This is a genomic window from Geodermatophilus sp. SYSU D00703 (assembly GCF_054050155.1).
In genome coordinates this window covers 1-26,384 of record NZ_JBJGYU010000044.1, presented here as the reverse complement: position 1 = coordinate 26,384, position 26,384 = coordinate 1, and the positions used below count along the sequence as shown (strand labels likewise).

The window sequence follows — 26,384 nt, the reverse complement described above, 5'->3', positions numbered from 1 at the left end:
CGTGCTCGAACTGGGCAAGGCCGGCACGGCCGGCACCGAGAAGGGCGTGCTGCCCGTGCTGCGCGACGACGTCGTCGTCGCCACGCTGCGGGCCTCGAACTGGAAGGAGGCGGCCACGGCCGTCGTCGGCGACCGCGAGTGGGTGCTCGCGAAGCGCAAGCGTGAGCTCACCGGCCGGTGGGCGGCCGACCCGGAGGACGCCGTCCGGCTCCGGGCCCGGCAGACGTCGTTCTGGAAGGGCACCTGGGAGGCCGACCTCGAGGGGACGCCGCTGCAGGCGGAGGTGGTCTCCCGCTGGAAGGGCGGCTACCGCTACGTCTCCGGCGGCCGGGTGCTCGCCGAGACCGGGACGACGGGCGGGTGGTCGCCGCGGCCGACGCTGACCGCCGACGCGTCTCTGCCGCTGGACCACCAGGTCTTCCTGCTGTGGCTGGCACTGGTCATGAGCCGCCGCGACCAGGCGGCGGCGACGGCCGCGATCGCCGGTGGCGCGGCGGCGGCAGGAGGCAGCTGATGGCCGGGCGGGGACGCATCCGGGCCGCCGACATCGCGCTGATCCGGGAGCGGAGCAAGATCGACGAGATCGTCGGCGAGCACCTGCAGCTCAAGCGCGCGGGTGGGGGCAGCCTCAAGGGCCTGTGCCCGTTCCACGACGAGAAGTCGCCGTCCTTCCACGTGACGCCCAGTCGCGGGCTCTACCACTGCCTGGCGGGGGAGACCGGGGTCCTGACGGAGGACGGGGTCGTCCCGATCCGCGAGTTGGCGGGGACGACGGTTCGAGTCCTCAACGGTGACGGCGGCTGGGTCGAGGCGCCGTTCCGGTCGTACGGCGTCCAGCGGCTGATGGCTGTGACGTTGACCCGCAATGGTCGGACCAAGGTCATCCACGCGACCGACGAGCACCGCTGGTTCGTCCCCTCGGGGAGGTTGCGGCAGAACAGGCGGGAGAAGCTCACCAAGGACCTCTTCCCGGGCGACCAGTTGTCGCCGTCGTTCCCGATGAGCCGAGTCCTGAACCCAGCGACGAAGCCCTCGCCGTTCGGGGTCGCGCGAGGGCTGGCCTACGGCGATGGGACGCGAGCCGGAGCTGGTTCCATCGCAGTCCTGTGCGGGGAGGAGGACGGTGGACTCGCGTCCTACCTCGACGGCTGCCGATCGTGGTCGGACGAGCGTGGAACGCGCTGCTACGGACTGCCGGCCTACGTCAAGGACGAGCGACCCTCCCTCGACGAGGACGCCTCCTACCTCCTCGGCTGGCTGGCCGGATACTTCGCCGCCGACGGCTGCGTCGCGGAGGACGGCCACGCCATCCTGGACTCAGCCCGCGTCGACGACCTGGAGTACGTCCGCACTCTGTGCACTCGGCTCGGTATCGGTACGTACGGGGTGGCCAAGCAGAACCGCCTCGGCATCGACGGCGTCATGAGCGACATCTACAACGTCCGCTTCATGACCGAGGGACTGCCGGATTCGTTCTTCCTCCGCGGTCACCACCGGGAGCGGATCCTGGCCGATCGCAAGGAGTACGAGCGCAAGCGTTGGGTCGTCCGGTCGGTCGAGTGGTCGGACCGGGTCGAAGAGGTCTACTGCGCCGAGGTGCCCGGCACGCACGCTTTCACGCTCGAGGACGACATCCTCACCGGGAACTGCTTTGGCTGCGGAGTCGGCGGAGACGTCATCTCCTTCATCCAGCAGATCGACCACCTGTCGTTCGGCGAGGCGGTCGAGCTGCTGGCCGGGCGGGCCAACGTCGAGCTGCACTACGAGGACGACGGCGGCCGCCCCACCGGGGCGCCGTCCCGGGAGCAGGCCGGACAGCGGGCCCGGCTGGTCGCGGCCAACACCGCGGCCGCGGTGTTCTACGCCGAGCAGCTCGGCACGCCCGACGCAGCGCCGGCCCGCCAGTTCCTCGCCGACCGCGGCTTCGACCGGCAGGTGGCGCTCGACTACGGCTGCGGCTTCGCCCCCGGCGGCTGGGACGCCCTGACCCGCCACCTGCGCGGCAAGGGCTTCACCCAGCAGGAGCTGGTCACCGCCGGGCTGGCCAAGGAGTCCTCCCGCGGGTCGCTGATCGACCGGTTCCACCGCCGGCTGGTCTGGCCGATCCGCGACATCACCGGCGACGTCATCGGCTTCGGCGCGCGCAAGCTGATGGACGACGACCCCGGCCCGAAGTACCTCAACACCCCGGAGACCCCGCTCTACAAGAAGAGCACCGTCCTCTACGGCATCGACCGGGCCAAGCGGGACATCGCCCGCCGGCACCAGGCGGTCGTCGTCGAGGGCTACACCGACGTCATGGCCTGCCACCTGGCCGGCGTGACGACGGCGGTGGCCTCCTGCGGCACGGCGTTCGGCCCCGAGCACATCAGCGTGCTGCGCCGGCTGCTCATGGACCAGGACGAGTTCCGCGGCGAGGTCGTCTACACCTTCGACGGCGACGCGGCCGGGCAGAACGCGGCGATGAAGACCTTCGCCGAGGACCAGCGCTTCGTCGGGCAGACCTTCGTCGCGGTCGAGCCCGACGGCCGGGACCCGTGCGAACTGCGACAGGCGCACGGGGACGCCGCCGTCCGCGACCTCGTCGCCCGGCGGACGCCGCTGATCGCCTTCGTGCTGAAGACGACCCTGGCCGGCTACGACCTCGACACCGTCGAGGGGCGGGTCGCCGCGCTGGAGAAGACGGTGCCGCTGGTCGCGCAGATCAAGGACCACGCCCTGCGGCCGGCCTACGCCCGCCAGCTGGCCGGGATGATCGGCAACACCGACGAGGCCGAGGTGCTCGAGCGGGTGCGCCGGCTGACCGGGGACGACGGCGCCTCCCGCGGTCCGTCCCGCGGCCGTGTCCGGACGCCGAAGCGGTCGCCGGACGAGATCGCGGTCGCCGTCGAGCGCGAAGCGGTGAAGGCCGCCCTCCAGGTGCCCGAGCTCGCCGGGCCGTCGTTCGACGCGATCCCGGTGGAGGCCTACACCGACCCCGACCTCGCCGCGGTGGCCGGCGCGGTCGCCGGGGCCGGGGGAGCGGCCGCGACCCGGGTGACCGGTCCGGCGTGGCTGGACGAGATCGCGGCGCACTGCACCAGCGAGAGCGCCCGCGCCCAGCTCACCGCGCTGGCCGTCGAGCCGATGCGGTCGGTGGGAGAGGCCGACGCCGGATACGTGAACGCGGTGCTGGCCCGGCTGGAGGAGATGCACACCGTCCGCCAGGTGACCGCGCTCAAGGGCCGGCTGCAGCGGATGAACCCGGTGGAGGCCGGCGACGAGTACATGCGCGCGTTCAGCCAGCTGATGGCGCTCGAGCAGCAGGCGATCTCGCTGCGCCAGCGGGCGATGGGCGGGCTCGCGAAGTGAGCGCACTCGCGGGCTCACCAGTGGCCGTGGTAGCGCGGCGAGCGTCGTCGACGAGCGCCGGCGAGGAGACGTCGTGAGCCTGTTGGACCGGCTCCGGCGGCGGGTGACCCGGCCGCCGGAGCCAGTCCGCGCCGTCGTGCTGGCCTCGGCCGACCCCGACGAGCGGGTGCTGGCCTGGGGCGTGCTGGTGCGCGAGCAGGGCTGGCTGGTGGCGACCTCCCGCGGCCTGCGCCGCGTCCCGGCGGACCTGCCCCTGACCGAGGCCGGCGGCGTCGCCGTCCTGCCGTGGCACGAGGTGGCCTCGGCCCGGTGGACGGCGACCGACGACGGCGGGGGCCGGTTCGAAGTCGCCGCGCTCACCGAGGTCGAGCCCGGGGTGCAGGCGCGGCTGCCCGTGGAGCGGCACGCGCTGGCCGACGCGGGCGACCTGCCGGCCGTCGTCCGGCGGCGGGTGGACCAGACGGTGGTCGCCAGCCGGCGGGCCCCGCTGCCCGGCGGCGGGGGAGTCGTGCTGGTCGCCCGGCGGCTACCCGGTCAGGCCGCCCGCGAGTGGACGGTCGTGTTCGACGACGACGTCGACCGCAGCGACCCGGTCGCCCGGGAGGTCGCGCGCGAGAAGCTGGCCGAGGCGGTCGCCGCGGACCAGGTGGTCTGACCGGCGGTCAGGCCCGCGGCGGGGGGACCGGCCCCGGCGCAGTCGGCCCGGTCGGGCGGTCGGTCGAGGTGTCGCGGCCCATGCGGGCCTTGACGGAGTTGACCACCGCGTCGGCGCGGGCCTGGGCCATGCCGGCCACGCCCTGCAGCTGCGGGTTGTCCTTGGCGTTCTCCCACGCCTTGCGGATCTGCTCGTAGCGCTCCCGCCCGGCCTTCGCGCCGAGCACGTACCCGGCACCCAAGCCGGCAAGGAAGGACAACTTCGCCACGGGGGGACCTCCTGCTGAGTCAGGGCAGCGGATGATCACGGTAACCGGGTCCCCTGTGACGCGCGACGCGAAGCCCCCTCCACGGGTCCCCGGACGGCGTCGGGTACTGTGGTCCCTGCGCGGGTCCGACCCGCCGATCCCCCGTAGCTCAATTGGCAGAGCATGCGACTGTTAATCGCAGGGTTATTGGTTCGAGTCCAATCGGGGGAGCAAACCCGCTGGTCAGGGACCTACCGAGTTGGTAGTTGATCTACCAAGGACCAACGGACGACCAACAAACTCCCTCCCGCGCAGCGCGGCGTGACCCTTGGTAGGGCGTCCCGGGAGCACGGCACGACAACGGCCGGGGGCTTCGCGGCCGCGGGGGAGTGGCGGCGAACAGAGCGGGCCTGTGCCCCGGATTTCGAGCTCGCTGTTACAGCGAGCGCTGCAGGGCGGCGGCTGCTTCGGGGCCGGCGAGCCGGCGGCCCATGTAGACGTCCTGGGTGAGGCTGGGCCGGGTGTGGCCGAGGTGGTCGGCGATCTGCCGGGCGGACAGGCCTGCCTCGTCCAGCCGGGTGGCGACGGTCTTGCTGAAGACGTGTGAGGTGACCCAGTCGAGGCTGGCCCGGTCGAGGACCTGGCGCAGGTCGCCGCTGGTGTTGTTCGGGTCGTGTAGTCGGCCCTGCGGGCTGCGGAGGCGGTGTCCGCGTCAGCGGTCCGGTTCTCGTCGTCCTCCCGGGAGGTCTCGCCGAGCGGTCGACGACCGGATACCGCTGCCCCGGACACCCATGCGGTCGCCGCCTGCCAGGTGTGCCGCCGAGCCGGTCTGCACGGACCTGTGGCTTCCCTCGAGCCGTAGCACCCGGGCGGTCACGGTTCCACGCGCCACGGCGCACCATGACGCTGTGCACGACGATCCGAAGTCATCCCGTGGTTCCGGCCCGTCCCCGTCTTCGCCGCGGCGCGCTTCCGGGGCCCTCGTCCTCGCCGCCGTGCTGGTCGCCGGGTGCGGCGCCGACGATGATCGGGCGGATGCCAGCGGCACGCCTGCCGTGCCGCCCGCGTCCCCGTCGACCGGTGGACCGCCGCCGGCCGCCGTCCCACGGGTGGACCTCGGCGCGCCGCAGGAGTTGGTGACCGGGCTCAACGTCCCGTGGGGGATCGCCTTCCTCCCGGACGGCTCGGCTCTGGTGGCCGAGCGGGACGACGGGCGCGTCCTGCGGTTGCCCCCGGACGGCGGGCAGCCGGCCCAGGTGGCGGTGCTCGCGGACGTCGCGGCGCGCGGCGAGGGTGGCCTGCTCGGACTCGCCGTGCCCCCCGATCACGACGAGGACCCCTGGGTGTACGCCTACCTCACCACCGACGAGGACAACCGCGTCGTCCGCTTCCGGCTCGACGCGCCGGCCGACGCCGAGGTGGTGCTGGCGGGCATCGACGCGGCGAACGTCCACAACGGTGGGCGCATCGCCTTCGGCCCCGACGGGCAGCTCTACGTCGCCACGGGTGACGCCGGCGACCGGGATGCCGCCCAAGACCCCGACGACCCCAACGGCAAGATCCTGCGGCTGCGCCCGGACGGCTCCGTGCCGCCGGACAACCCGACGCCCGGCTCCCCGGTCTACAGCCTCGGGCACCGCAACGTACAGGGCCTGGCCTGGGACGGCACGGGTCGGCTGTGGGCCACCGAGTTCGGTCAGAACGCCTTCGACGAGGTCAACCTCATCGAGCCCGGCGGCAACTACGGCTGGCCCGACGTCGAAGGCGAGGGCGACACCGACGGCGGCCGGCTCACCAACCCGCTGGTCGTGTGGGAGACGGCGGAGGCCTCTCCCTCCGGCGCGGTCGTCATTGGCGACACGCTCTACGTTGCCGCGCTCGCCGGGGAGCGGCTGTGGGTGGTGCCGCTGCAGGCGAGCGGCGTAGGTGAGCCACGCGCCGAGCTGGACGGTGCCTACGGTCGCCTGCGCACGGTCGTGCAGGCCCCCGACGGAGCACTGTGGCTGTCGACGTCCAACGGCGACGGCCGGGGCGAGGAGCGCGACGGCGACGACCGGATCGTGCGCTTTCCGGTGGCGGCTCCCTGAGTCCCGGATCGCCGGAGGTCGGCTGCCGTCCAGTCCTCACCGCCGGGGTCGTGCCCGTCCCGTGGGGCGCGCTCCGGTCAAGCGCCGATGTCCTGAGCCACCGTAGCCACGCCCGGGCACCTCTCCGACTCCCACCAGGCCTGACCGCATGAGCGACTCGGCGTATGCGGCAACGCCGCTGAGTTTCTGATTGGCGTGTCCAGAACCGAGTTGATCCATCGCCGCTGCCCTTTGCGCGGCCGGGCCAGGCATCCCATAGCGGCCCACTCACCAAGCAGATTGCCGGAGGTTGACCTCAGGCGATGGCGATGATGTACGCCAGTTCAGGATCGGCGAAGAAGCTCCGGAGAGGCGTCTGATGGGCGCCTTGGGTGATCCATGATCTCGTCCAGCAGCATCCACACGTCCTACGGGCTGAGGGGGTGGTCATCCGCGGATCGTCCGGATCACGTGCGGGTACGCGGAGGGGTCCACCCGCGCATCGACGAGCCGGGGGCCGGCACCCGGCTGAGTGAGCGCCGCTGCGAGTCCCTGGACTTCGTGCACCACGACGCCGGGGACACCCATCGCGGTGGCGATCCCGGCGAAGTCGACGGTGCGGTAACCGACCGCGCCCCTGCCGCCCTGACCCTCGGTCTGCTTGAGCTCGATGAGCGTGAGCGTCGCATCGTTGAAGACCACCACGATAACGTCCAGATGGAGCCGCGCGAGGGTCTCCAGTTCCGCCAGCACCATCCCCAGCCCGCCGTCCCCGACGAAGCACACGACCCGGCGTCCCGGCTTGGCGAGCGCGGCGGCGATCGCGGCGGGCAGAGCGAACCCCATCGTGGCCAGGCCGTTGGAGATGAGCACCGAATCGGGTTCGTCGGTCTGCCAGAGCGGCATCGCGACGAGCATGTGAGCGCCCGCGTCGACGGTCAGGGTGACGTCACCGAGAACAGCCTGCGTGGTGCGGACGACGTCGTGCGGGGTCAGGCGGTCAGAGGCCCACTCCAGGCGGTCGAGATCGCCTCGCCGCATCTCGGCGCCGATCCCGGTCGGCCACTTCGGCCGGCAACCGGCCAGGAGTTCCGGCAGGAGCTCCCCGTAGTCCCCCGTGACCAGCACGGGGGCGCCGAAGAACGCGGTCTCCACCGGGTGGGAGTGCAGGAGGACGACCGGCGCGTCGTAGGCCCACGCTCCGGGCATCGGTTCCACGGGATCCAGGCCCAGCCCGAGGATCAGGTCGGCCTGCTCCAGCAGCGCGCGCTCGATCACCGCTCCCGTGAACAGACCCGCGTAGGTGGGCCAGGACTCCGGCACGGTCCCCTTGGCCTCATAGGTGGTCAGCACCGGGGCATCGAAGGTCCGCAACGTCGTCCGGACCTCGAGCGGGTGCGACGCCGCGTCCACACCGATGACGACGACCGGACGGCTGGCCCTCGCCAGCAGCTCCCGGGCGCTCGCCAGCGCTGCGGCGTCGGGTGGGCTGGGACGGACCGGGACCTGCGGGGCGGGGTCGCCGGGGACGGTCGGGTCGAAGGCCAGGTGGACCGCGCCAGCCGGTGCGGTCAGGGCCAGGACTGCGGCGGCCGCGGCGACCCAGGCCGGGTCCCCGGTTCCGAGGGTGCCGCTCCACTTGGTGAGCGGCGCCGCAGCGGCGATCTGGTCCAGCCGCTGGTGGGCGACCCGGTCGGCGGAGGCATGGGAGACGGCATCGCTGACGAGCACGAGCGGAAAGCGGTCGAGGGTCGCCTGGGCCAGGCCGTTGCCTGCGCTCGTGAGCCCCGGGCCGCGCGTCACCACGGCCACGCCAGGCGTTCTCGTCAGCCGGCCGTAGCTGGCGGCCATGATGCAGGCGGCGGTCTCACCGTGGGCGAGGACGAAGTCGATGCCGAGGTCGGCGGCCGCCCCGATCATGTCCAGGCTGGGTCCGCCCCCCGGCATGCCGAAGATCTTCCGCACACCGGCGGCGGACAGACCCTCGGCGAGCGACTGGGCCAGGGCGCGAGCGGTCACGTCGATCCTCCTGCCGGGCCGGCGGGGGCTGAGGCGGGTCCGGTGACTCGACCGGCTCGGCGCCCGTCCAGCTCCTCCAGGATCTCGGCGGTGTGCTCGCCCAGCAGCGGCGCGCGGACGAAGTGAGAGGACGGTGTGCCCGTGAACTTGATCGGGGTCCCGGCGATCCCGATCATCCGGCCCGCCGGGTGGTCGACCTGCACGATCATGTCCCGGGCAGCGACGTGGGGGTCCGCCGCGAGGTCCGCTGCGGTGTTGACCGGGCCGCACGGGATCCGGCCGGCCAGCGCGGACACCACATCCGAGGTCGATCGCGGCCGGGACCAGTCCTCGACGATGCCGTAGACCTCGTCGGAGGACCGGAGGCGGGCGGCGTTGGTGGCGAAGCGCGGATCGGTGCCCAGCTCAGGCCGGCCGACCATCTCGGTCAGCAGCTCCCAGTGGTGGTCGGACGGGGTCGCGACTGTGACGAAACCGTCGGCCGTGCGCACGACGCCGTAGGGGCACAGCAGCGGATGCGTGTTGCCCTGCGGAGACGGGCTGATCCCCGTGATGGAGTGCTGGTAGACGATCCGCTCGGTCAGCGCGAGCACCGAGTCGTACATGGCGACGTCCACCAGCTGCCCGGAGCCGGTCGTCTCGGCATGCCGCACGGCCGCGAGGATGCCCACTGCCGCCAGCACGGCGGGGAAGATGTCGCCCACGCCGGGCCCGACCTTCACCGGGTGGTCGACGTCGGTCCCGGTGACACCCATGACGCCGCCCATGGCCTGGGCGATGATGTCGAAGGCGGGCCAGTCCGCGTACGGGCTGCGTCCGGTGCGGGGGTCACCGAAGCCGCGGATGCTGGCGTAGACCAGCTTCGGGAACCGCTCGTGCAGCTGCTCGTAGGCCAACCCGAAGCGGTCCATCACCCCCACCCGGAAGTTCTCGACGACGACGTCCGCGTCGGCGAGCAGGTCGAGGAGCGTCTGTCGCCCGTCCACCGACTTGAGGTCCAGGCAGATGCTCCGCTTGTTCCGGTTGACGCTGGCGAAGTAACCGCCGTACGAGGCGTCGTCCCGAGTGGTCTCGTCGTCGGGCGACCCGACAGGGGGGCCCCACCTCCGGGCGACGTCACCAGCCGGCGGTTCGACCTTGACCACGTCGGCGCCGAGGTCGGCGAGCAGCATGGTGCAGAAGGGTCCCGACAGCACCTGGGTGAGGTCGACGACGCGCAGCCCCGCCAGCGGACCGGTCACCGCCACCGCCTCCTCGAGTTCAGCCGGCGTGCCCGCCACCGGGGGGCGACGTGCCTGATGCCGCTGTCATGGCCGCGAAGACCCGCTCCGGCGTGTGCGGGAGTTCGGTCAGCTCGACGCCGAGGTCCGCGAGGGCGTCCGCGACGGCGTTGGGCACGGCCCCGAAGGCGCCGATCGTCCCTGACTCGCCGACGCCCTTCGTGCCGAGCGGGGTGGCCGGGGTCGGTGACTCGTGGTGCCGGACCTCGATGTCGGGAACGGTCGTGGCGAGTGGCAGGAGGTAGTCGCGCAGCGTCGCCGTCTCGAGTTGCCCGTCGCCGGAGTACCGGTGCGCTTCATACAGGACCTCGCCGATGCCCATGGCGACGCCGCCGCGGATCTGCCCGTCGACGACGTCGGGGTCGATGATCCGGCCGCAGTCCTCCACCGCCAGGTAGGAGACGACCTTGGGGACCAGGTCGGCCGGGTCCATCTCGACGGCGGCGAGGTGGACCCCGCACGGGTAGACCTGGGTCGGGTCGTGAACGTGGGTCACGTCGGTTCCTGGCGCGCAGTCGTTCTTCACGACTCCGCGCAACGCCTCGAGGACGGACGCTGCGACGCCGACCGCGCCGCGGGAGATGAACGTCCCGCTGCCCGCGGGGCACCGTGTCGTGTCCCCCTCGATGACGTCGATCCGATCGGGGCTCAGGCCCAGCTCGGCAGCAGCGAGGGTCCGGTAAGCGTCCGCGTGACCCTGACCGGCGTCGGCAGCGCTGGTGTAGACCTCGATCCGGCCGTCCTCGGTGACGACGGCGCGTGCGGCGTCCGTGCCGGGCAGGGACGTGACGCCGCGGGCCCGGTAGGCCTGTGACCCGCTGGCGCTGATCTCGTTGAAGACGCCGATCCCGACGCCGAACAGGCGCCCGGCCGCCCGTGCCTCGGCCTGGACGTCTCGGAGGCGTCGGTAGTCGGGTTCGACCAGCGACAGCAGCGCGTCGTAGTCGCCGGAGTCCAGCTTGCGGCCGGTCGGGCTGGTCCAGGCGAGATCGCGGACGACATTGCGCCGCCGCACCTCCACCGGGTCGATGCCCAGCTCGGCCGCGATGAGGTCCATGGCCCGTTCCGTCGCGAAGACGGCGGCGTTCTGGCCGATCCCGCGGCACGGCCCGACTGGGGCCTTGTTCGTCGCCACTGCCTCGATCCGGACGCGGAACGTGGGGAACACGTACGGCGCGAACAGGCTCATCGCCGCGACGGCAGCCTCCGGCAGCGCGGTTGCTGGCCACACGGAGTACGCGCCCACGTCAGCGCGGACCGCGGCGTCGACCGCGAGGAGCCGGCCGCTCCTGTCCGCGGCGACACGGACGGTGATCTGCGTGTCGTGCGCGTGCGTCCCGGCGAGCAGGTTCTCGGTGCGGTCCTCGATCCACCGCACCGGGACGCCGAGACGCCGGGTGAGCGCGGCGAGCGCAATCTCCTCCGCGTAGAGGTTCGCCTTGAGCCCGAACCCTCCACCGACGTTCGGGACGAGCACCCGTACCGACGCCTCGTCCGCGCCGAGAGCGTGGGCTATCCCGCGGCGGACCAGGTGCGGCAGCTGGGTCGACGTCCAGATCGTCGTCACGCCGGTCGCGGCGTCGTGCTCGGCCACGACGCCGCGGGTCTCGAGCGGCACGGCCGACTGGCGCGCCGGGCGGAACGTCCGCTCGACGACCAGATCCGCTTCCCTCATCGCGTCGTCCAGGCCGCCGCCCGAGGCCACGACCCGTGACAGCAGCACGTCGTCGGGAGCCGCGTCGTGGACCGGGGTGGTGGCCGACAGCGGCGAGCAGTCGACGACGACGCCCTCCGCCAGGTCCTCGGCCGTGTACCGGTCGCCGGCCCAGACCATGGCGACCGGTTCGCCCACGTACCGGACCCGGTCGAGCGCCAGCGGCTGCCAGTCCACCGTGACCATGCCGCCGGCCTCCAGCGGGATCGGCCGCAGCCCCAGCTCGACGCTGGTGACGCCCCGCGGGGTCCGCAGGTCCACGCGGTCGATCCGGGCGTGCGCCAGCGCCGACCGCACGAAGCAGACCTCGACACCACCCTGCGCGTCGAGGTCGCCGACGAACTCGCCTCGGCCGGAGACCAGCCGGGCCGCGGTGTCCTGGGTCAGCCGAGGCACTCGTGCACCGCCTCCACGATCGGCTCGTAGCCGGTGCAGCGGCACACGTGACCGATGAGCAGTTCGCGGAGTTCCTCGCGGCTGTACCCGTTCCCGGATCGGCGGAGCTCCTCCGCGAGGACGACGAAGCCGGGCGTGCAGAACCCGCACTGGAGAGCCCGGTGCCGGAGGAACGCGTCCTGCAGCGCGGACACCTGCGGTCCGCCCAGGCCCTCCACCGTGGTCACCTCGGCGCCCTGTGCCTGGACGGCGAGCACCAGGCACGACCGCACGGCGGTCCCGTCGAGGAGGACCGTGCACGCCCCGCACACCCCCTGCTCACAACCGACGTGCGTGCCCGTCAGGCGCAGCCGCTCGCGCAGGAAGTCGACCAGCGTCAGCCGCACCGGGACCGTGCCGGTCCACCGGTTGCCGTTCACCGCCGTCGAGAGTTCGGCATCGCCACTCACCACGGATCCCTCGCTTCCCACGGATCCCTCGCTTCGCTGACGGCCCTGGCGACCATCCGGGCAGCGACATGCCGCTGGTAGTCCGTGACCGCTTCGACCTCCGCCGCGGCTACGCGGACCAGCACGTCCGCGGGCTCGCCGGTGCGCACCGCGGCCTCCACGCCGGGCAGCCGTTGCGGTCGCCCGCCGGCACCGAACACGACCACGGTGGTCCCGCGGCAGACCGCACCGGCGACCGCGTAGTCGCCCACGCCACGGCGGGAGGCCTCGGCGAAGCCGAACCGGAACTCGTCGCTCGGCACCTGGACCTCGACGAGGAGTTCGTCGGCCGCGAGGGACGTCGCGTGCGGTCCCCGAACGAAGTCCGCCGCGGCGATCTGCCGGCGGCCGCGCACCGAGGCGACCACCAACACGGCGTCCGTCGCCAGAGCGACCGCCGGCCACTCGGCGGCCGGGTCCGCGAACGCCAGCGACCCGCCCAGCGTGCCGCGGTTGCGGATCTCCACACTGCCGATGTGCCGAGCTGCGCGTCGCACCAGCCGCGGCGCCAAGCCGCTCTGCTCCAGCTGTCGGTGGCGGACCATCGCGCCGATCCGCAGCACCCCGTCCGCCCGCTCGACCGTCGTCAACTCGCCGAGACGCTGCAGGTCCACCAGGTGCCGCGGGCGCGCCCGGCGCAACGCCAGGAGCGGCACGAGGCTCTGCCCCCCGGCGAGCACCGCCGCCTCGGATCCCCACCGCGCCAGCACGTCGACCGCCTCGGCCAGTGAGTCCGGGCGGTGGTAGTCGAATCCCGGCGGCTTCATGCACCCCCCTGAGGTGTGCGACGCAGGCCCACGCTAGGCGAGCCTCGGACTCGGTGGTGTCGAGCCGGTCCCCGGTCCTGGCCGTGCACCGCAGCACGAGTCGCCGGGGCGTCGTCGGTGGGAAGCTGTCCCGCATGACCGGTGGTGCAGAGCAGCGCACCGAGCTGGCCCGCACGCTGCTGCGGGGGGCGGTGGACCTGCACATCCACACGGCTCCGGACATCTTCCCCCGGTCGGTCGACGCCATCGAGGCTGCCGAGGAGGCGAAGACCGCCGGCATGGTCGCCATCGCGGTCAAGAGCCACTCGACGGACACCGCGGCGCGGGCGGAGACGGCGAGCCGACGCACCGGCTTCCCCGTGGTCGGCGGCGTGGCCCTGAACTACCCGGTTGGCGGGCTGAACCCCTATGCGGTCCGGGAGTCGGCCAGGCAGGGCGGCCGGATCGTGTGGCTCCCCACGCTGGGTGCCCGCCACTTCCTCGCCCGAGCCGACAACGTCCCGGTCCTGCGGGACCAGTCCCCGCTCGAGAGCGAGGGCATCGTCGTCACAACCGAGGACGGCAGGCTGAGGCCCGAGACGGAGGAGGTCCTGCAGCTGATCAAGGAGCACGACATGATCCTGTGCTCCGGGCACGTCTCGCCGGCCGAGGCCATCGCGGTCTTCCGTCGCGCGCGGGAGATCGGCATCGACCGCCTGGTCGTGACCCATCCCCATGCCGCCTTCGTCGGCGCCAGCGCCGAGGACATGGCCGAGCTCGCCGCGATGGGGGCGATGAACGAGATGCACTACGCCTTCGTCACGAAGATCATCGAGCCGCCGCAGACCATGCGTCACCTCGCCGATCTCATCCGGGCCGTCGGCGTGGAGTCCTGCTACCTCGCCACTGACGGGGGACAGGCGATCAACCCCCACCCCGTGGAGGCGCTGCGGCTGTTCATCGAGGGGATGCTCGCCGAGGGCCTCACTCCCGACGAGGTCCGCTACATGACCGCCGAGGCGCCGCGCCGGTTGCTGGACTGACCGGCGGGGAGTGCTCCGGGAACGGCCGGGAACTCACGCTCGGGCGGTGATGCACCGGTCGGCGATCATCTGCCCGATGGGGATGGCCGCCGTCGCCGCTGGGGACGGGGCGTTGATGACGTGCAACATCCGGTCGGACTCGGTGAACAGGAAGTCGTGGACCAGCGTTCCGTCGGGCAGGACCGCCTGGGCCCGAATCCCGGCCTCCTCGGGGAGCAGGTCCGCGAGCCGTATCTCCGGGCAGTAGCGGCGGACAGCGTCGAGGTAGCCGCGCTTGGCCAGCGAGTTGCGCACTTCGATCGCCCCGGTCCGGACGTTGTGGGCGGCCAGCCGCCAGAAGCCCGCGAAGGAGAGGTAGTCCCAGACGTCGCGGGGCGACACCGAGAGCTTGCGGTACCCCTCCCGGGAGAGGCCGAGGACGGCGTTGGGTCCGACCGTGACCCGACCGTCGACCATGGGGGTGATGTGCACGCCGAGGAACGGCAGATCTGGGTCCGGGATCGGGTAGATCAGGTGGTGGACGAGGTCCCTCCTGCTCTCCGGTAGCCGGTAGTACTCCCCGCGGAACGGCACGATCCGCGCATCCGGCGTGAGCCCCGCCAGCCGCGCCAGCCGATCGGACTGCAGCCCTGCACAGACGACGAGGTGGCGCGCGGTCCAACGTCGCTGGGTGGGCCCGCTGTCGGTCGCGACGATCGACACCGCGGTCGGGGACTCGGTGATGTCAGACACCTGGACACCCAGCTCGATCCGCCCGCCGGCAGCACGCACCACCTCTTCCATGGCGGCGCACACCCGCGTGTAGTCGACGCTGCCCGTCGCTTCGACCAGCAGAGCCCCCACCCCCACGACATGGGGTTCGAGCGCACGGAGCTCGGACCCGGTGAACCGCACCGCGTCGATGCCGTTCTGCCGCGCCCTCTCCTCGAGCCCGGCCATCCTCTCGGCGTCCCGCGCATCCGTCGCCACCAGGAGCTTTCCCAGCACCGCCACGGGAATGCCGTGTTCGGCGCAGAAGGCCTTGGTCGCCTCGGCGCCCCGGCGGCACAGCTCCGCCTTGAAGCTGCCCGGCTGGTAGTAGATACCCGAGTGGATCACTCCGCTGTTGTGGCCGGTCTGGTGTCGAGCGAGTCGCGTCTCCTTCTCGAGCAGGACCAGGCCGGCGCCCGGGCGCCGTTCGAGCAGGCTCATCGCGGTCGCCATCCCGACGATGCCGCCACCGATCACGCAGTAGTCGATCTCCATCAACGTCTCCGGGGAGGATCTGGCAGCTCCCGGTGCGCGAGCACCCACTGCCAAGGGGAACCGGGTCGGCAGGAGCGCGTGCCGTCAGCTTCGCACTTCCCGGGTGTGCGCGGCACCGTGCCGTCAGTCATCCGATCGGGGAGGATCCGGTGTTCCGCTGTCGGCAACGCCGTTGGCGCGGCACCCGCCGACTCCTACGCTCTGGACACCCGCTGACCCTGCGTCGTCGAAGTCGCTCCTGGGCAAGGAGGGTGGGCTGATGACCCGAGCCGATCGGGTGACGGGCGCGGACACCGTCGCCGACGTGGTGATCATCGGAGCCGGCGCGTCGGGCTCGGTCGCGGCGGCGCGGTTGGCCCGCGCCGGCTTCGACGTGGTCTGCCTCGAGCAAGGAGGCTTCACCGATCCCCGGGAGTTCCCGGGCGACAAGCTCGAATGGGAACTGCTGGCCCCGAAGACCTGGCACCCGAACCCGAACGTCCGCGGCCGGGCCGCCGACTACCCCTGCGAGACGTCCGAGTCGGACGTCAATCCGCTGATGTGGAACGGCGTCGGCGGCAGCACCATCCTCTGGGCGGCCCACTGGGTGCGCATGCTGCCGTCGGACTTCCGGGTCCGCACCCTCGACGGCATCGCGGACGACTGGCCGTTCACGTACGAGGACCTGTTGCCCTCCTATCAGGAGGTGGAGAAGGAGTTCGCCGTCTCCGGCCTCGGCGGGGATCCCGCCTATCCGGACGGTGCCGCCATGCCCCTCCCACCCCTCCCCATCGGCAGGATGGGCCACAAGGCGGCGGAGGGACTGGACGCGCTGGGATGGCACTGGTGGCCTGGTCCCAACGCCATCGCATCCCGCGACCATGGGAACCTCCGCGCCTGTGGCCTGCGCGGGACCTGCCTGACCGGTTGCCCGGACCACGCCAAGGCGTCGACCGACCTCACCCACTGGCCGACGGCCACCGAGGCAGGAGCCCGTCTGGTCACCGGGGCCCGGGTGCGGGAGATCACCGTGGACGGCCAGGGGCGGGCCACCGGGGCGGTGTACGTGGACCGGGACGGCCGCGAGCACAGGCAGGACGCCCAGGTCGTGATCGTGTGCGCCAACGGAGTGGGCACGCCCCGCCTGCTGCTGCTGTCGACGTCCTCGCGCTTCCCCGACGGCCTGGCCAACTCCTCGGGGCTGGTCGGCAAGCGGTTGATGATGCACCCCTACGCGGCGGTGGTGGGTTTCTACGAGGACCCACTGGAGAGCTGGCTCGGCCCCTCCGGCCAGATGATCCAGTCGATGCAGTTCTACGAGACCGACGAGTCACGCGGTTTCGTGCGCGGTGCCAAGTGGCAGGTCATGCCGACCGGAGGGCCGCTGGGGCTCCGGTCGGGATACGGGGGCGCACCCCTCGAGGAGCGCTTCGGCCCGGCGCTGCACCGCAACCTCCACGAGGAGTTCGGGCACGGCTTCGAGTGGGGGATCATCGCCGAGGACCTGCCCGAGGAGTCCAACCAGATCAGGCTGGACCCTGCGCTGCGCGACTCGGACGGGATCCCCGCGCCGAAGATCGTGTACCGCAACTCGGACAACACCCGGGCGATGCTGGACTTCCACGTGGCCCGTGCTCAGGAGGCCCACGAGGCCGCCGGCGCGCAGAAGACCGCCGTCACCCGGCTGATGCGCGACTGCGGTTGGCACCTGATGGGCACCTGCAAGATGGGGGAGGACCCAGCGACCTCCGTGGTCGACCAGTGGGGTCGGGCCCATGACGTGCCGAACCTGTACGTGTACGACGGCAGCGTCTTCCCCACGTCGGCAGGGGCCAACCCCACTGCCACCTTGGCCGCGGTCGCGCTCCGCTGCGTCACCCACCTCATCGCCGAGCGGCGCAACCAGGAGGTGCCGACGTGACCATCGACGCAACGCAGCGCTCGACCCTCGCCGCGCTCGCCGACGTCCTCGTGCCGGCGGCGGAGGGCATGCCGGCCGCCAGCGAGGTCGGTGTCGCCGCCGAGGGACTGGACCGCGTGTTGCGCGTCCGGCCGGACCTCGAGGCCGATCTGTCGCGGGTGCTGAGGGCCGGCACCGGTCCGGACGCCGCTGAACAGATCAGGGACCTGCAGCGCGACGACCCGGCGGCGTTCGAGGCGCTCGCGATGACGGTGACCGGTGCCTACTACACCGACAAGCGCGTGCGCGACCTCATCGGCTACCCGGGACAGCTCTACGACCGGCAGCGGCTGGAGCGGGACCAGATCGATGCCTCCGACCCCATGCTGCAGCGGGTGGTCGGACGTGGCCCCGTCTACCGGCCTACGCCTGGTCCCTGACCTGATGTCCACCGACGCGGTGGCCCCCCTGCTCACCGCGCTCCGCGACGCCACCGTCTACGACCTCGAACAACCGCGCTACGAGGGGGCACCGACCTTCCCGGCGCACCGGCCCGGTTTCCTCTACTTCCTGCACCGGCGTCACGAGCGCGGACTCGAGGCCCGGACGAGCGCCTCCGGTGTGGTCGTCATGGCGGAGCACTCCGGCACGCACATCGACGCGCTCTGCCACCAGGCCGAGGACATGCAGATGTTCGGCGGACGGGGGGTGGACGCCCAGGTCCAGTCGACGACGGGCTTCACCGAACTCGGAGCGGAGACCATCGACCCGATCCTGGCTCGCGGTGTCCTCATCGACGTCGCGCGGCACCGAGGCGTCGACCGGATACCGCCGGGCGAGCTGGTCGGCGGCGAGGAGCTCGCCGCCGCGGCGGAGGCGCAGCGGATCTCCGTGACCTCCGGTGACGTGGTCCTGGTGCGCACGGGCAACGGTGCGCGGTGGCGGGACCCTGACGACTACCTTCGGGGCGCCGGGATGGCCACCTCGGCATCGGAGTGGCTGGCCGGGCGGGATGTGTTGGCCGTGGGCGCCGACAACGTGGCCTGGGACCCCATCGGGCCGGTCGGGGCGGACAACCGCACCCTGCCCGGTCACGCCGTCCTCATCGTGCGGCACGGGATCTACATCCTCGAGAACCTCCTGCTCGAACGGCTCTCGGCCGAGGGGAGGCAGGAGTTCGTCTTCGTCTGCCTCCCACTGAAGATGGCGGGCGTGACCGGTTCGCCGGTCCGCCCACTGGCGATTGTCCCGCCGTGACGGGAGCGAAGGAGGCGTCCGGGCCCGAGCGGCAGCGCCCGAAGCGGGGGGAACCGGGCATTGCCCCGAGCCCCACCTGCAGCTTTTTCAGACAGCTCCGTTCCCCATGTGGCAACGGTGTTGACGGACACGGGCCCCGAGCAGACGCTCCCCGTGTGGTCCGCACGCTGAAGTCGGTCGACCAGGCCTTGGCGCTCATGGAGTACCTGGCCAGCACCGCGGCGCCACAGACGGTCACCGGGCTGAGCCGGGAGTTCGGGCTGTCCAAGGCCACGGTCCACCGGATGCTCGGCACGCTGCGCGCCCGGGGCTACGTGGTCCAGGACCCCGTCACCGCCCGGTACTCCTTCGGCCTGACCGCCGCCCAGCTCTCCACGCACCCCGGAGCTGCCGAGACCCTGACCTCGGCGTGCATGCCGGCCATGCGCTGGCTCTGGCGGAAGACGGGCGAGACGGTGCTCCTGGCGGTCCGGGACGGTGACAAGGCGGTCGTGGTCGAAAAGCTCGACAGCACTCTTCCCGTCCTCAGCACGTACCCGTTGGGGCGACTGATGCCCCTACACGCCGTCTCGTCGGGCCTGGCCCTGCTCGCCCACCTCCCCCACGACGAGGTCCAGGCGATCCTCACCGCCTCCTGCCTGGTCCAGCACACCCCGCGCTCGCGGGTGACGTCCGAGGCAGTGTGGGCGGAGATCCGATCGATACGCCAGAAGGGTTACGCGATCAACCGGGAGGGGTTCCGGGACGGCGTCTCGGGCGTCGCCGCGCCCGTTCACGAGGTCCACCCCGGGCCGGCTACTGCCGCGATGGCCGTCTGCGTCCCCTCGTCGAGATTCGAACCCCAGGTCGACGACCTCTGCGCCTCCGTGGTCGACGCCGCCGCCTGGGCCTCGGAGAGCCTCCGGAACGCCCGGCGCACCGTTCTCGCGACGGTGCCGGACAGCGGGGCAGCGGAGCAGGAGTGCGCTCTCCGGTACGAGAACCCGGCCGGCCGCTCGGGCGGCCGGACACCGAAGGCGACCGTGCCGTCCTCCGTCGGCGCGGACGGGTGAGGGCCTAGGAGCAGAGCGACTCTGGAGGACCGGATGTCTGGGGCAGCCGAGTACACGTCCCGGGTGGAGATGGAGCACCCGTCATATCCGGGCCATCACGCCGCCCCGATGTCCGAGGAGCTGCTCGAACGGCTCGGCCGGATCGCGGACGTCATGATCCCCCCGCAGACGGGTTTCCCGGAAGCGGCCCACCTCGTGACCCGCTTCGTCTCCGAGCGGGTCGACCCCACCGAGCGGGACACGCTGGAACGGATCCTGGGGGGCATCGACCAGGGGTCTCCGGCCGCGATCACCACCGCGCTGCAGCGCCTGGAGACCGAGGACCCGGTGAGCTTCCTGGAACTGCGGAACTGGGTCTACTACGGCTACTACACCTCCGGCAGCGTGGTCGATGCGCTCCGGGAGGCGGGCTCGGACTACCACGGCGCCCCACAGCCCTTCGGCTACCGGATCGAGCGGGAGGCGCCCGTTCCGGCGAACCCGCGCGGCTCCTACCAGCGTACGGAGGAGGTCCGTCGTGTCCTCGACTGAGCAGGTCGACGTCGTCATCGTCGGGGCCGGTGTCGCGGGCGGGGCGATCGCCGCGAGACTGCTCGAGAGCGGCGGCGTGCGTGCGGTCCTGCTCGAGCAGGGCCCCTGGATCCACGACGTGGACCACGCCATCCTGCGCGAGGACTGGGAGTTCGGCATCTCGCGGGAGTGGGCGTTCGATCCCAACGTCCGACGACTCGACCAGGACTACCCCGTCACGGGGCAGGGGTTCCGTCCCTTCCTGTTCAACGCGGTGGGGGGGAGCAGCAACCACTACGCCGGGTTCTGGCACCGCATGAAGCCGGCGGAGTTCCGGCGCGGGACCGAGCACGGTCTGGAGAACTCCATCGACTGGCCGATCAGCCACGAGGACCTGGTCCCGTACTACGAGGAGAACGACCGGCGCTTCGGGATCTCCGGCCTCGCCGGGGATCCCAGCCACCCGCCGCGCGAGCCGAGGCAGTGCCCCCCGCTGAAGCACGGCCGCTACTACGACCTCATCGCGGCCGGGCTCGACCGGCTCGGCTGGCACTGGTGGCCGGCGGACAACGCGATCATCTCCGAGCCGTACCGCGGCCGCCTCCCGTGCAACCACTGCGGGTTCTGCATGGCCGGATGCCCCCGGGGCTCACTCGGGACCGCCACGCAGGCCTACATCCTGCCGGCGACGCGGCGAGGGCTCGATCTGCGCACGAACGCCCGGGTCGCCCGGATCACCACGGATCGGACCGGCGCGGTCGACGGGGTCGACTACATCGACCGCGACACCGGCGCCATGCACCGCATCGAGGCGCCGCTCGTCGTCGTCGCCTGCAACGGCATCGGCTCGCCGCGCCTGCTGCTGAACTCGGCCGGGCCCGGACACCCCGACGGCCTCGCCAACGAACACGACCAGGTGGGCCGCAACCTCATCACACACGCCTACGTGCTCGCCGACATGTGGTTCGACGAGCCGACGGAGCACTACAAGGGGCCGTGGGGCGCCGGGCTGTTCACCCACGAGTTCCACCAGACCGACCTGTCGCGCGGTGCGGTCAACGGCATGACCATCACCTTCGGGGCAGGGTGGGGTCCGGCGGTGAGTGCACTCGGAGCCACCACGGGGCTGGACCCCACGCCATGGGGGCCGGACCACCGGCTGGAGTTCGGTCGGCGCTTCGACCGGCACGTCTTCGCGGCGATCCAGGTCGACGACCTGCCGAGGTCGGACAACCGCATCACGCTCGATCCGGAGGTGACCGACTCCAGCGGACTGCCGGCCGCCCGTCGTCAGTACACCCTGAGCGACAACGACCGGACGCTGCTGGAGTTCGGGACGGCGCGGTTGCACGAGATCGCGGAGGCAAGCGGCGCCCGCAAGGTGGACGCCCAGTCGGTCGCCGACGGCTACAACGGCCCCGGATGGCACCTGATGGGCACGTGCCGGATGGGGGACTCACCGGAGGACTCCGTCGTCGACGCCTGGCACCGCGCCTGGGGCGTACCCGGCCTGGTGGTCTGCGACGGGAGCTCCATGACCACCGGCGGCGCCAACAACCCCACCGCGACGATCGGGGCGCTCGCCCTCCGGTGCGCTGAGGGGCTTGTCAGCAACAAGTACGCCCGAGTGGAGGCCGGCGCCGGGGCGTGAGGCCGACCCAAGGCCCAGAGGCCCGGAGAGCACGGCCAGAGAACCGAAGAGGACGACCACCTCATCGCGGAAGGGGCAGGGGCGATGACTGACACGGGCAGGCCGGCCGCCGGACCCGCGCAGGAGCCGACGAAGAAGCGGGGACTCCGCATCCCGGCGACGGCGATCGGGGCCCTCGTGTTCCTGTGGCTCGTGTACGCGATGAACGCGAACACCCGCCAGATCTTCTACTACGTGCTGCCTCCGATGGTCGAGGAGTTCGACCTCACCCCCGGGGAAGCCGGCGTGATCAGCACGATCGTCACGGTGGCCACGGCCTTGGTCGCGATCCCGGCTGGGCCGTGGTTCGACAAGGGCGGGCACGGCTGGGCGCGGAAGTACCGCAACGCCATCGTGGCGGCGGGCTACTTCGTGTTCTCGATCCTCACCGGGCTCAAGGCTCTGACGATGACGATCTGGAACGTCGTCGTGCTGCAGTCGATCAAGAATGCCTTCGGCGGCGCCGGGGAAGCGGTCGAGGTCACCTCGATGGCCGAGTGGTATCCGGTGGAGAAGCGGGGACTGGCGCTCGGCATCCAGCACGCCGCCTATCCCTGGGGGACGGGTCTGGGAGCCATCGCCACCGGGGCGATCCTGGCCGCCTTCGGCCCGGAGAACTGGCGTTACGTGTTCCTCATCATCCCGCTGGCGATGATCCCCATCTGGATCGGCTGGTGGTGGTACAGCACCCCGGAGCGTTATCGGAGGTTCGAGCGTGATACCACGGCAGCGGGCTTGACCAAGCCACTCTCTGGAGGGGCGGGGGAGGAGCAGCACCACGCCGAGCCCGGTGCGCTGGGGCGGAGCCTGGCCAACCCCAACATCCTCGTCCCCGCGCTGGCCTCCATGTTCGGCATCATGATCTACACCGGCATCAGCTTCTGGCTCCCGCAGTACATCGCCTTCGTCGGTGGTTTCAGCTTCGCGCAGGCGGCTGCCTACAGCGCCGTCTTCACGATCACCGGCGGCATCGGCCAGATCTTCTGGGGCGTCGTCTCGGACTACATCGGCCGGAAGCTGAGCCTGATCATCGCTTTCACCTGGTTGGCGATCGGGCTCTACCTGCTCCGGTACTCCGCAGAGGGTGTAGGGGTCCTCATCGCCGTCCAGTTGTTCGCCGGGCTGGCCACGAACGCGATCTTCCCGGTCCTGTACGCGTTCGGTTCGGACTCGGCGGAGCCGGGAGCCATGGGGACGGCGAACTCCATCCTCCTGTTCTTCCTCTACGTCGGCGGTGTGTCCCCGCTGGTCATCGGATGGCTCATCGGCGTCGGTGGCGGGTTCGAGAGCGCATCCGGGTACTACTACGCGCTCTACTTCCTCGTGGCCGTCTCCCTCATCTCGGCGATCATCATCGCCCTGTTCACGCGTGAGACGGTCGGACGTTTCAAGGAGCGCGACCGTGCGCTGGTCTCCCGGGAACGCACCCACGTGAGTGCCGGCATGCCGCAGGAGTGAGACCGCAGACCACTCGTACCTGACGGCGGCCGACGAGCTGCCCGACGACGGAGAGGACAGCACATGGGACTGCAATATGAACACGCGCGCGCAGCACTGGACGCGGCGCTGCAGAAGGCCACGGAGATCGGTTCCCCCTCGAGCGTCGCCGTCGTCGACGCAGGGCGCGAGCTGCTCGCCTTCGCCCGGCAGGACGGAGCGCTCCTCGCCAGCACCGAGATCTCCATGGGGAAGGCCTACACCGCCTGCTCCATGCGCATGGCCACCAAGGACATCGGACCCCTGACCCAGCCGGGGCAGCCGTTGTTCGGGCTGGAGCACACTCACAGCCGCCCGCTCGTCACCTTCGGCGGTGGACGTCCCCTGGAGGTCGGTGGCGAGGTGGTCGGCGCTGTCGGCGTGGCGGGCGGCACGGTCGACCAGGACGACGAGATCGCTGCGGCTGCGGCCGAAGCGCTGAAATCCACTGGGTAGGACGCGATGCAACTGCAGGGCAAGAGAGCGATCATCACCGGCGCGGCGACCGGGATCGGTGCCGTCACCGCGCGGATGTTCGCACAGGAGGGCGCGGGCGTCGTCGTTGCCGACATCAACGAGGACGCCGGGCAACGCACGGTCGCGGAAATCCGTGACCAGGGTGGTGAGGCACACTTCGTGCGGACCGACGTCACCAAGGAGAACGACGTCGAGGCGCTGGTGAAGGACGGCGCCGAGGCCCTCGGCGGCCTGGACGTCCTCTTCAACAACGCCGGGGCGCAACGGTCCGGCCCGATCACGGAGTTCGACCAGGAGCAGTGGGACCTGCTGATGGCGGTCAACCCGCGCTCGTGCTTCTTCGGGATCAAGCACGCCGTCCCGGTCCTGCGCCAGGCCGGCGGTGGCTCCATCATCAACATGGCCTCACTCGCTGCCGTGAAGGGCGGCGCAGGCTTGACGGCCTACTCGGCCTCCAAAGGCGCGATCGTGGCGTTCACCAAGGCGCTGGCCCCGGAGCTCGCCCCGGACAAGATCAGGGTGAACGCCGTGTGCCCCGGATGGATCGACACGCCGTTCAACCAGCCCGCGATCGACTTCATGGGTGGGCGGGAGGAACAGGAGCGCGTCGTCGAGCAGATCGTCCCCATGCGCAGGCAGGGGACACCGGAGGAGATCGCGCCGATCGTGGTGTATCTGGCCTCGGACGGCTCCTCGTACATGACCGGCCAAGCCCTCGTCATCGACGGTGGGGTGTACTGACCGCGGGAGCCGGATCCGTGGGGGAGGCCCTCCACGGCACGGCGGACGGGGCGCGACCTCGCAGGTCCCGTCGTACCGGACCCACGCCGCGTCATGTCGAGGGCGGATTCCCAGGGTGTCCGACCGCGGGACCGTCCGGGCTCCGCCCCCACGGATCCCGCGTCCGGCTCGTGCCTCCTGCCAGTTCCACGAGTGAGGTGGTGACCCCATGCCCGTGCTGCACATTGCGATGTTCGAGTGGAAGCCCGAGGTGACGCGAGAGCAGGTGGCCGCGCTGTGCGCCGACCTCGCCACGATGCCGGGGCTCATCGGGGGAGTGCGTTCCTACCGGTTCGGCCCGGACCTGGGATTGCGCGAGGGCAACCTCGACTTCGGAGTGGTGGCCGAACTCGAGTCCGCTGCCGATGTCGACCGCTACCTCGACCATCCCGCACATCGGCGCCTGGTCGAGCAACACATCCTCGGGATGGCGGCCGCACGGCGGGCAGTCCAGATCGACCTGGACCCAAGCGCACGTCATGGAGCACATCCCTGAGAGCGCGGGCTCTCAGGCGTGTGCACGGCAACGACCGACCTTCTGCGGCTGGATCAGCGGCTCGACCAGCGCCCGCAGTTCGCCACTCAACGACTCGTGAAGGAGTCTGAGTACTCCGACTGCTTGGAGAGACAGGACGTGACGCGCTTGTGTTGGTCGGCGATGCCGCGCAGGTGCCGACGCTGAGTTCGCGGATGCGGAGGGCGCCGAGGCGGGGGAGGAGCTGGCGGTCCAGCCGATCGCGGTAGGCCTGCATCGTGATGGGGACAGGGCGGCCAGCCCGGCGTGCCAGGCCTCGGCGAGGTCGGTGACGCGGCTGTCGGCGGTGATCTCGCCGTGGGCCTGGGCGGGGGCGTGGTCCCGCAGGGCTGGCTCGAGCGCCCGCTCGGCGGCGGTCTTGCTGGGCGCGCGCCGCTCGGGGGCGCGGACGTGGCCGTCGTGGTCGCGGACCAGGACGCGGGCGCGGTAGCCGGTGGCGGTCTCGTAGTAGCGGATGGCTCCGGCAGTGCCCAGGGCCAGCGGTGGGCGTCCCATGCCGCCCCACGTCAGCCCCGTTCTCCCCCATCGATCAGGGGTGAACGGAGGTGTGGAACGGGCGGCACCGGTGTGCGCATCTGCACGTAGGAGCTGGCCAGAGGGCTGTTCCGGCCACGTGCGGAGGACTGCGGTCAAGTAGAACCGTCCAATCGCAGGGTCATTGGTTCGAGTCCAATCGGGGGGGCAAGACCGCAGTTCAGCGGCGCGTCGTGTCAGTACTTGATCTACCAAGGACCGGCGGACGACCAACAAACCCCTTCCCGCACAGTGGAACGCGACCGCCTTCGGGATTGTCCGAGGACGGCGCGAGGCGGCCGGGGATGGCCGTGGGGGCCGATCGATCCCGGACGGCTGGGGCTCGAGGCTGCTGTTGTAGCGAGCGCTGCAGGGCGGCGGCTGCTTCGGGGCTGGCGAGCCGGCGGCCCCGTGTAGACGTCCTGGGTGAGGCTGGGCCGGGGGTGGCCGAGGTGGTCGGCGATCTGCCGGGCGGACCGGCCGGCCTCATCGAGCCGGGTGCCCACGGTTCCGCGGAAGACGTGTGAGGTGACCCAGTCGAAGCCCGGTCGGTCAGGGCGCGGCGCAGGTCACCGTTGGTGTTGTTCGGGTCCCACAGCCGGCCGTGCAGATCGCGGAAGACCACCGGTGGGTCGGCGTCCGGGGGGATGCGGGCGCAGCGGCGGCGGAGCAGGTCGACGACGAACGGCGGCAGGGCCATGGTGCGCCGCCCGCGGCGTCTTCACCGGCCGCCTGTTCCGCCGGATCGTGGTCTCCGGGACCGGGCTGGTGGGCAGGGCGCCGCGGCGAGGGCGAGGACGATCAGCGGCGCGGCTCGGGGACATCGGCTGCGCGGAGCGACCGGAAACCCGCCCGGAGCTCCTCCACGAGGAGCTGCGGCTGTTCCCACGCCGCGAAGTGCCCGCCGCGGTCGAGCCGGTTGTAGTGGACCAGGCCGGGATAGGCCCGCTCGGTCCAGCTGCGCG

Annotated in this window: 23 protein-coding genes, 1 tRNA gene and 1 pseudogene; 16 read left to right on the top strand and 9 right to left on the bottom strand. The window is 71.7% G+C overall.

All coding sequences use genetic code 11. The features are described 5' to 3' along the window. Position 1 precedes the first annotated feature (1 nt). The 3 genes from ACI782_RS24075 to ACI782_RS24065 all read left to right on the top strand — a co-directional run bounded on the left by ACI782_RS24075 (position 2) and on the right by ACI782_RS24065 (position 4,006). Entirely contained in the window at positions 2-514 is a 513-nt protein-coding gene (locus tag ACI782_RS24075; protein ID WP_456912639.1) for a hypothetical protein, read from the top strand. Continuing rightward, complete coding sequence (gene dnaG, locus ACI782_RS24070) at positions 514-3,351, top strand: DNA primase (RefSeq protein ID WP_456912638.1); 2,838 nt, start codon at positions 514-516, stop codon at positions 3,349-3,351. Before ACI782_RS24075 ends, dnaG begins: the two co-directional genes overlap by 1 nt. 73 nt (positions 3,352-3,424) lie before the next feature. Next, complete coding sequence (locus tag ACI782_RS24065; protein WP_456912637.1) at positions 3,425-4,006, top strand: hypothetical protein; 582 nt, start codon at positions 3,425-3,427, stop codon at positions 4,004-4,006. Positions 4,007-4,013: 7 nt separating this feature from the next. Here ACI782_RS24065 and ACI782_RS24060 read toward each other — a convergent pair whose 3' ends face one another. Further along, complete coding sequence (locus tag ACI782_RS24060) at positions 4,014-4,274, bottom strand: hypothetical protein (protein ID WP_456912636.1); 261 nt, start codon at positions 4,272-4,274, stop codon at positions 4,014-4,016. A gap of 137 nt (positions 4,275-4,411) precedes the next feature. Between ACI782_RS24060 and ACI782_RS24055 the strand changes: the two genes are divergently transcribed. Next, positions 4,412-4,484 (top strand) — tRNA-Asn (locus ACI782_RS24055). A gap of 205 nt (positions 4,485-4,689) precedes the next feature. Here the strand turns inward: ACI782_RS24055 and ACI782_RS24050 are convergent. Then, positions 4,690-4,908: pseudogene (locus ACI782_RS24050) on the bottom strand (site-specific integrase); the annotation flags it as partial. A 454-nt stretch (positions 4,909-5,362) separates the two neighbouring features. Here ACI782_RS24050 and ACI782_RS24045 point away from each other — a divergent pair. Beyond that, entirely contained in the window at positions 5,363-6,340 is a 978-nt protein-coding gene (locus ACI782_RS24045) for a PQQ-dependent sugar dehydrogenase (RefSeq protein ID WP_456912635.1), read from the top strand. Positions 6,341-6,766: 426 nt separating this feature from the next. Here the strand turns inward: ACI782_RS24045 and ACI782_RS24040 are convergent, their stop codons facing one another. From ACI782_RS24040 to ACI782_RS24020, 5 genes are read right to left on the bottom strand one after another with little or no spacing between them, the layout of a single operon-like run. After that, positions 6,767-8,338, bottom strand: coding sequence for a thiamine pyrophosphate-binding protein (locus ACI782_RS24040; RefSeq protein WP_456912634.1), 1,572 nt, complete (start codon positions 8,336-8,338; stop codon positions 6,767-6,769). Then, positions 8,335-9,579 carry a CaiB/BaiF CoA transferase family protein gene (locus ACI782_RS24035; protein ID WP_456912633.1) on the bottom strand — a complete coding sequence of 415 codons (1,245 nt, stop codon included), beginning with the start codon at positions 9,577-9,579 and terminating at the stop codon, positions 8,335-8,337. The genes ACI782_RS24040 and ACI782_RS24035 overlap by 4 nt, the downstream gene beginning before the upstream one ends. 19 nt (positions 9,580-9,598) lie before the next feature. Next, entirely contained in the window at positions 9,599-11,728 is a 2,130-nt protein-coding gene (locus ACI782_RS24030) for a xanthine dehydrogenase family protein molybdopterin-binding subunit (RefSeq protein ID WP_456912632.1), read from the bottom strand. Next, the gene (locus tag ACI782_RS24025; protein WP_456912631.1) at positions 11,716-12,177 is read right to left on the bottom strand and encodes a (2Fe-2S)-binding protein; all 462 of its coding nucleotides are present in this window, start codon (positions 12,175-12,177) and stop codon (positions 11,716-11,718) included. Before ACI782_RS24025 ends, ACI782_RS24030 begins: the two co-directional genes overlap by 13 nt. Then, positions 12,174-12,983 (bottom strand): FAD binding domain-containing protein, encoded by an 810-nt coding sequence (locus ACI782_RS24020; RefSeq protein ID WP_456912630.1) that lies wholly within the window; start codon positions 12,981-12,983, stop codon positions 12,174-12,176. Before ACI782_RS24020 ends, ACI782_RS24025 begins: the two co-directional genes overlap by 4 nt. Before the next feature lie 134 nt (positions 12,984-13,117). On the opposite strand from ACI782_RS24020, the gene ACI782_RS24015 reads away from it, so the two are divergent. Beyond that, positions 13,118-14,005, top strand: coding sequence for a DUF6282 family protein (locus ACI782_RS24015; RefSeq protein ID WP_456912629.1), 888 nt, complete (start codon positions 13,118-13,120; stop codon positions 14,003-14,005). A gap of 33 nt (positions 14,006-14,038) precedes the next feature. On the opposite strand, the gene lhgO is transcribed toward ACI782_RS24015, so the two are convergent. Further along, the gene (gene lhgO, locus ACI782_RS24010) at positions 14,039-15,250 is read right to left on the bottom strand and encodes an L-2-hydroxyglutarate oxidase (protein ID WP_456912628.1); all 1,212 of its coding nucleotides are present in this window, start codon (positions 15,248-15,250) and stop codon (positions 14,039-14,041) included. Between the two features lie 259 nt (positions 15,251-15,509). Here lhgO and ACI782_RS24005 point away from each other — a divergent pair, with 259 nt between their 5' ends. The 10 genes from ACI782_RS24005 (at position 15,510) to ACI782_RS23960 (ending at position 24,867) form a co-directional block, all read left to right on the top strand. Continuing rightward, entirely contained in the window at positions 15,510-17,150 is a 1,641-nt protein-coding gene (locus tag ACI782_RS24005; protein WP_456912627.1) for a GMC family oxidoreductase, read from the top strand. After that, a complete protein-coding gene (locus ACI782_RS24000) occupies positions 17,147-17,569 on the top strand; it encodes a hypothetical protein (protein ID WP_456912626.1) in 423 nt (140 codons plus the stop codon). The genes ACI782_RS24005 and ACI782_RS24000 overlap by 4 nt, the downstream gene beginning before the upstream one ends. A gap of 4 nt (positions 17,570-17,573) precedes the next feature. Beyond that, complete coding sequence (locus tag ACI782_RS23995) at positions 17,574-18,386, top strand: cyclase family protein (protein ID WP_456912625.1); 813 nt, start codon at positions 17,574-17,576, stop codon at positions 18,384-18,386. 155 nt (positions 18,387-18,541) lie between these two features. Further along, positions 18,542-19,438 (top strand): IclR family transcriptional regulator, encoded by an 897-nt coding sequence (locus ACI782_RS23990; protein WP_456912624.1) that lies wholly within the window; start codon positions 18,542-18,544, stop codon positions 19,436-19,438. 33 nt (positions 19,439-19,471) lie between these two features. Beyond that, positions 19,472-19,969: a hypothetical protein gene (locus ACI782_RS23985; RefSeq protein WP_456912623.1), complete on the top strand. Its 498-nt coding sequence runs from the start codon at positions 19,472-19,474 to the stop codon at positions 19,967-19,969. Next, positions 19,956-21,599: a GMC family oxidoreductase gene (locus tag ACI782_RS23980; protein ID WP_456912622.1), complete on the top strand. Its 1,644-nt coding sequence runs from the start codon at positions 19,956-19,958 to the stop codon at positions 21,597-21,599. Before ACI782_RS23985 ends, ACI782_RS23980 begins: the two co-directional genes overlap by 14 nt. 84 nt (positions 21,600-21,683) lie before the next feature. After that, on the top strand, positions 21,684-23,096 hold the full coding sequence (locus tag ACI782_RS23975; protein ID WP_456912621.1) for an MFS transporter: 1,413 nt from the start codon (positions 21,684-21,686) through the stop codon (positions 23,094-23,096). A gap of 63 nt (positions 23,097-23,159) precedes the next feature. Beyond that, entirely contained in the window at positions 23,160-23,570 is a 411-nt protein-coding gene (locus ACI782_RS23970) for a GlcG/HbpS family heme-binding protein (protein ID WP_456912620.1), read from the top strand. Positions 23,571-23,576: 6 nt separating this feature from the next. Beyond that, positions 23,577-24,332 carry an SDR family NAD(P)-dependent oxidoreductase gene (locus ACI782_RS23965; protein WP_456912619.1) on the top strand — a complete coding sequence of 252 codons (756 nt, stop codon included), beginning with the start codon at positions 23,577-23,579 and terminating at the stop codon, positions 24,330-24,332. A gap of 208 nt (positions 24,333-24,540) precedes the next feature. Then, positions 24,541-24,867: a Dabb family protein gene (locus ACI782_RS23960; RefSeq protein WP_456912618.1), complete on the top strand. Its 327-nt coding sequence runs from the start codon at positions 24,541-24,543 to the stop codon at positions 24,865-24,867. 12 nt (positions 24,868-24,879) lie between these two features. Here the strand turns inward: ACI782_RS23960 and ACI782_RS23955 are convergent, their stop codons facing one another. Continuing rightward, positions 24,880-25,401, bottom strand: coding sequence for a hypothetical protein (locus tag ACI782_RS23955; protein ID WP_456912617.1), 522 nt, complete (start codon positions 25,399-25,401; stop codon positions 24,880-24,882). Positions 25,402-26,384 lie beyond the last annotated feature (983 nt).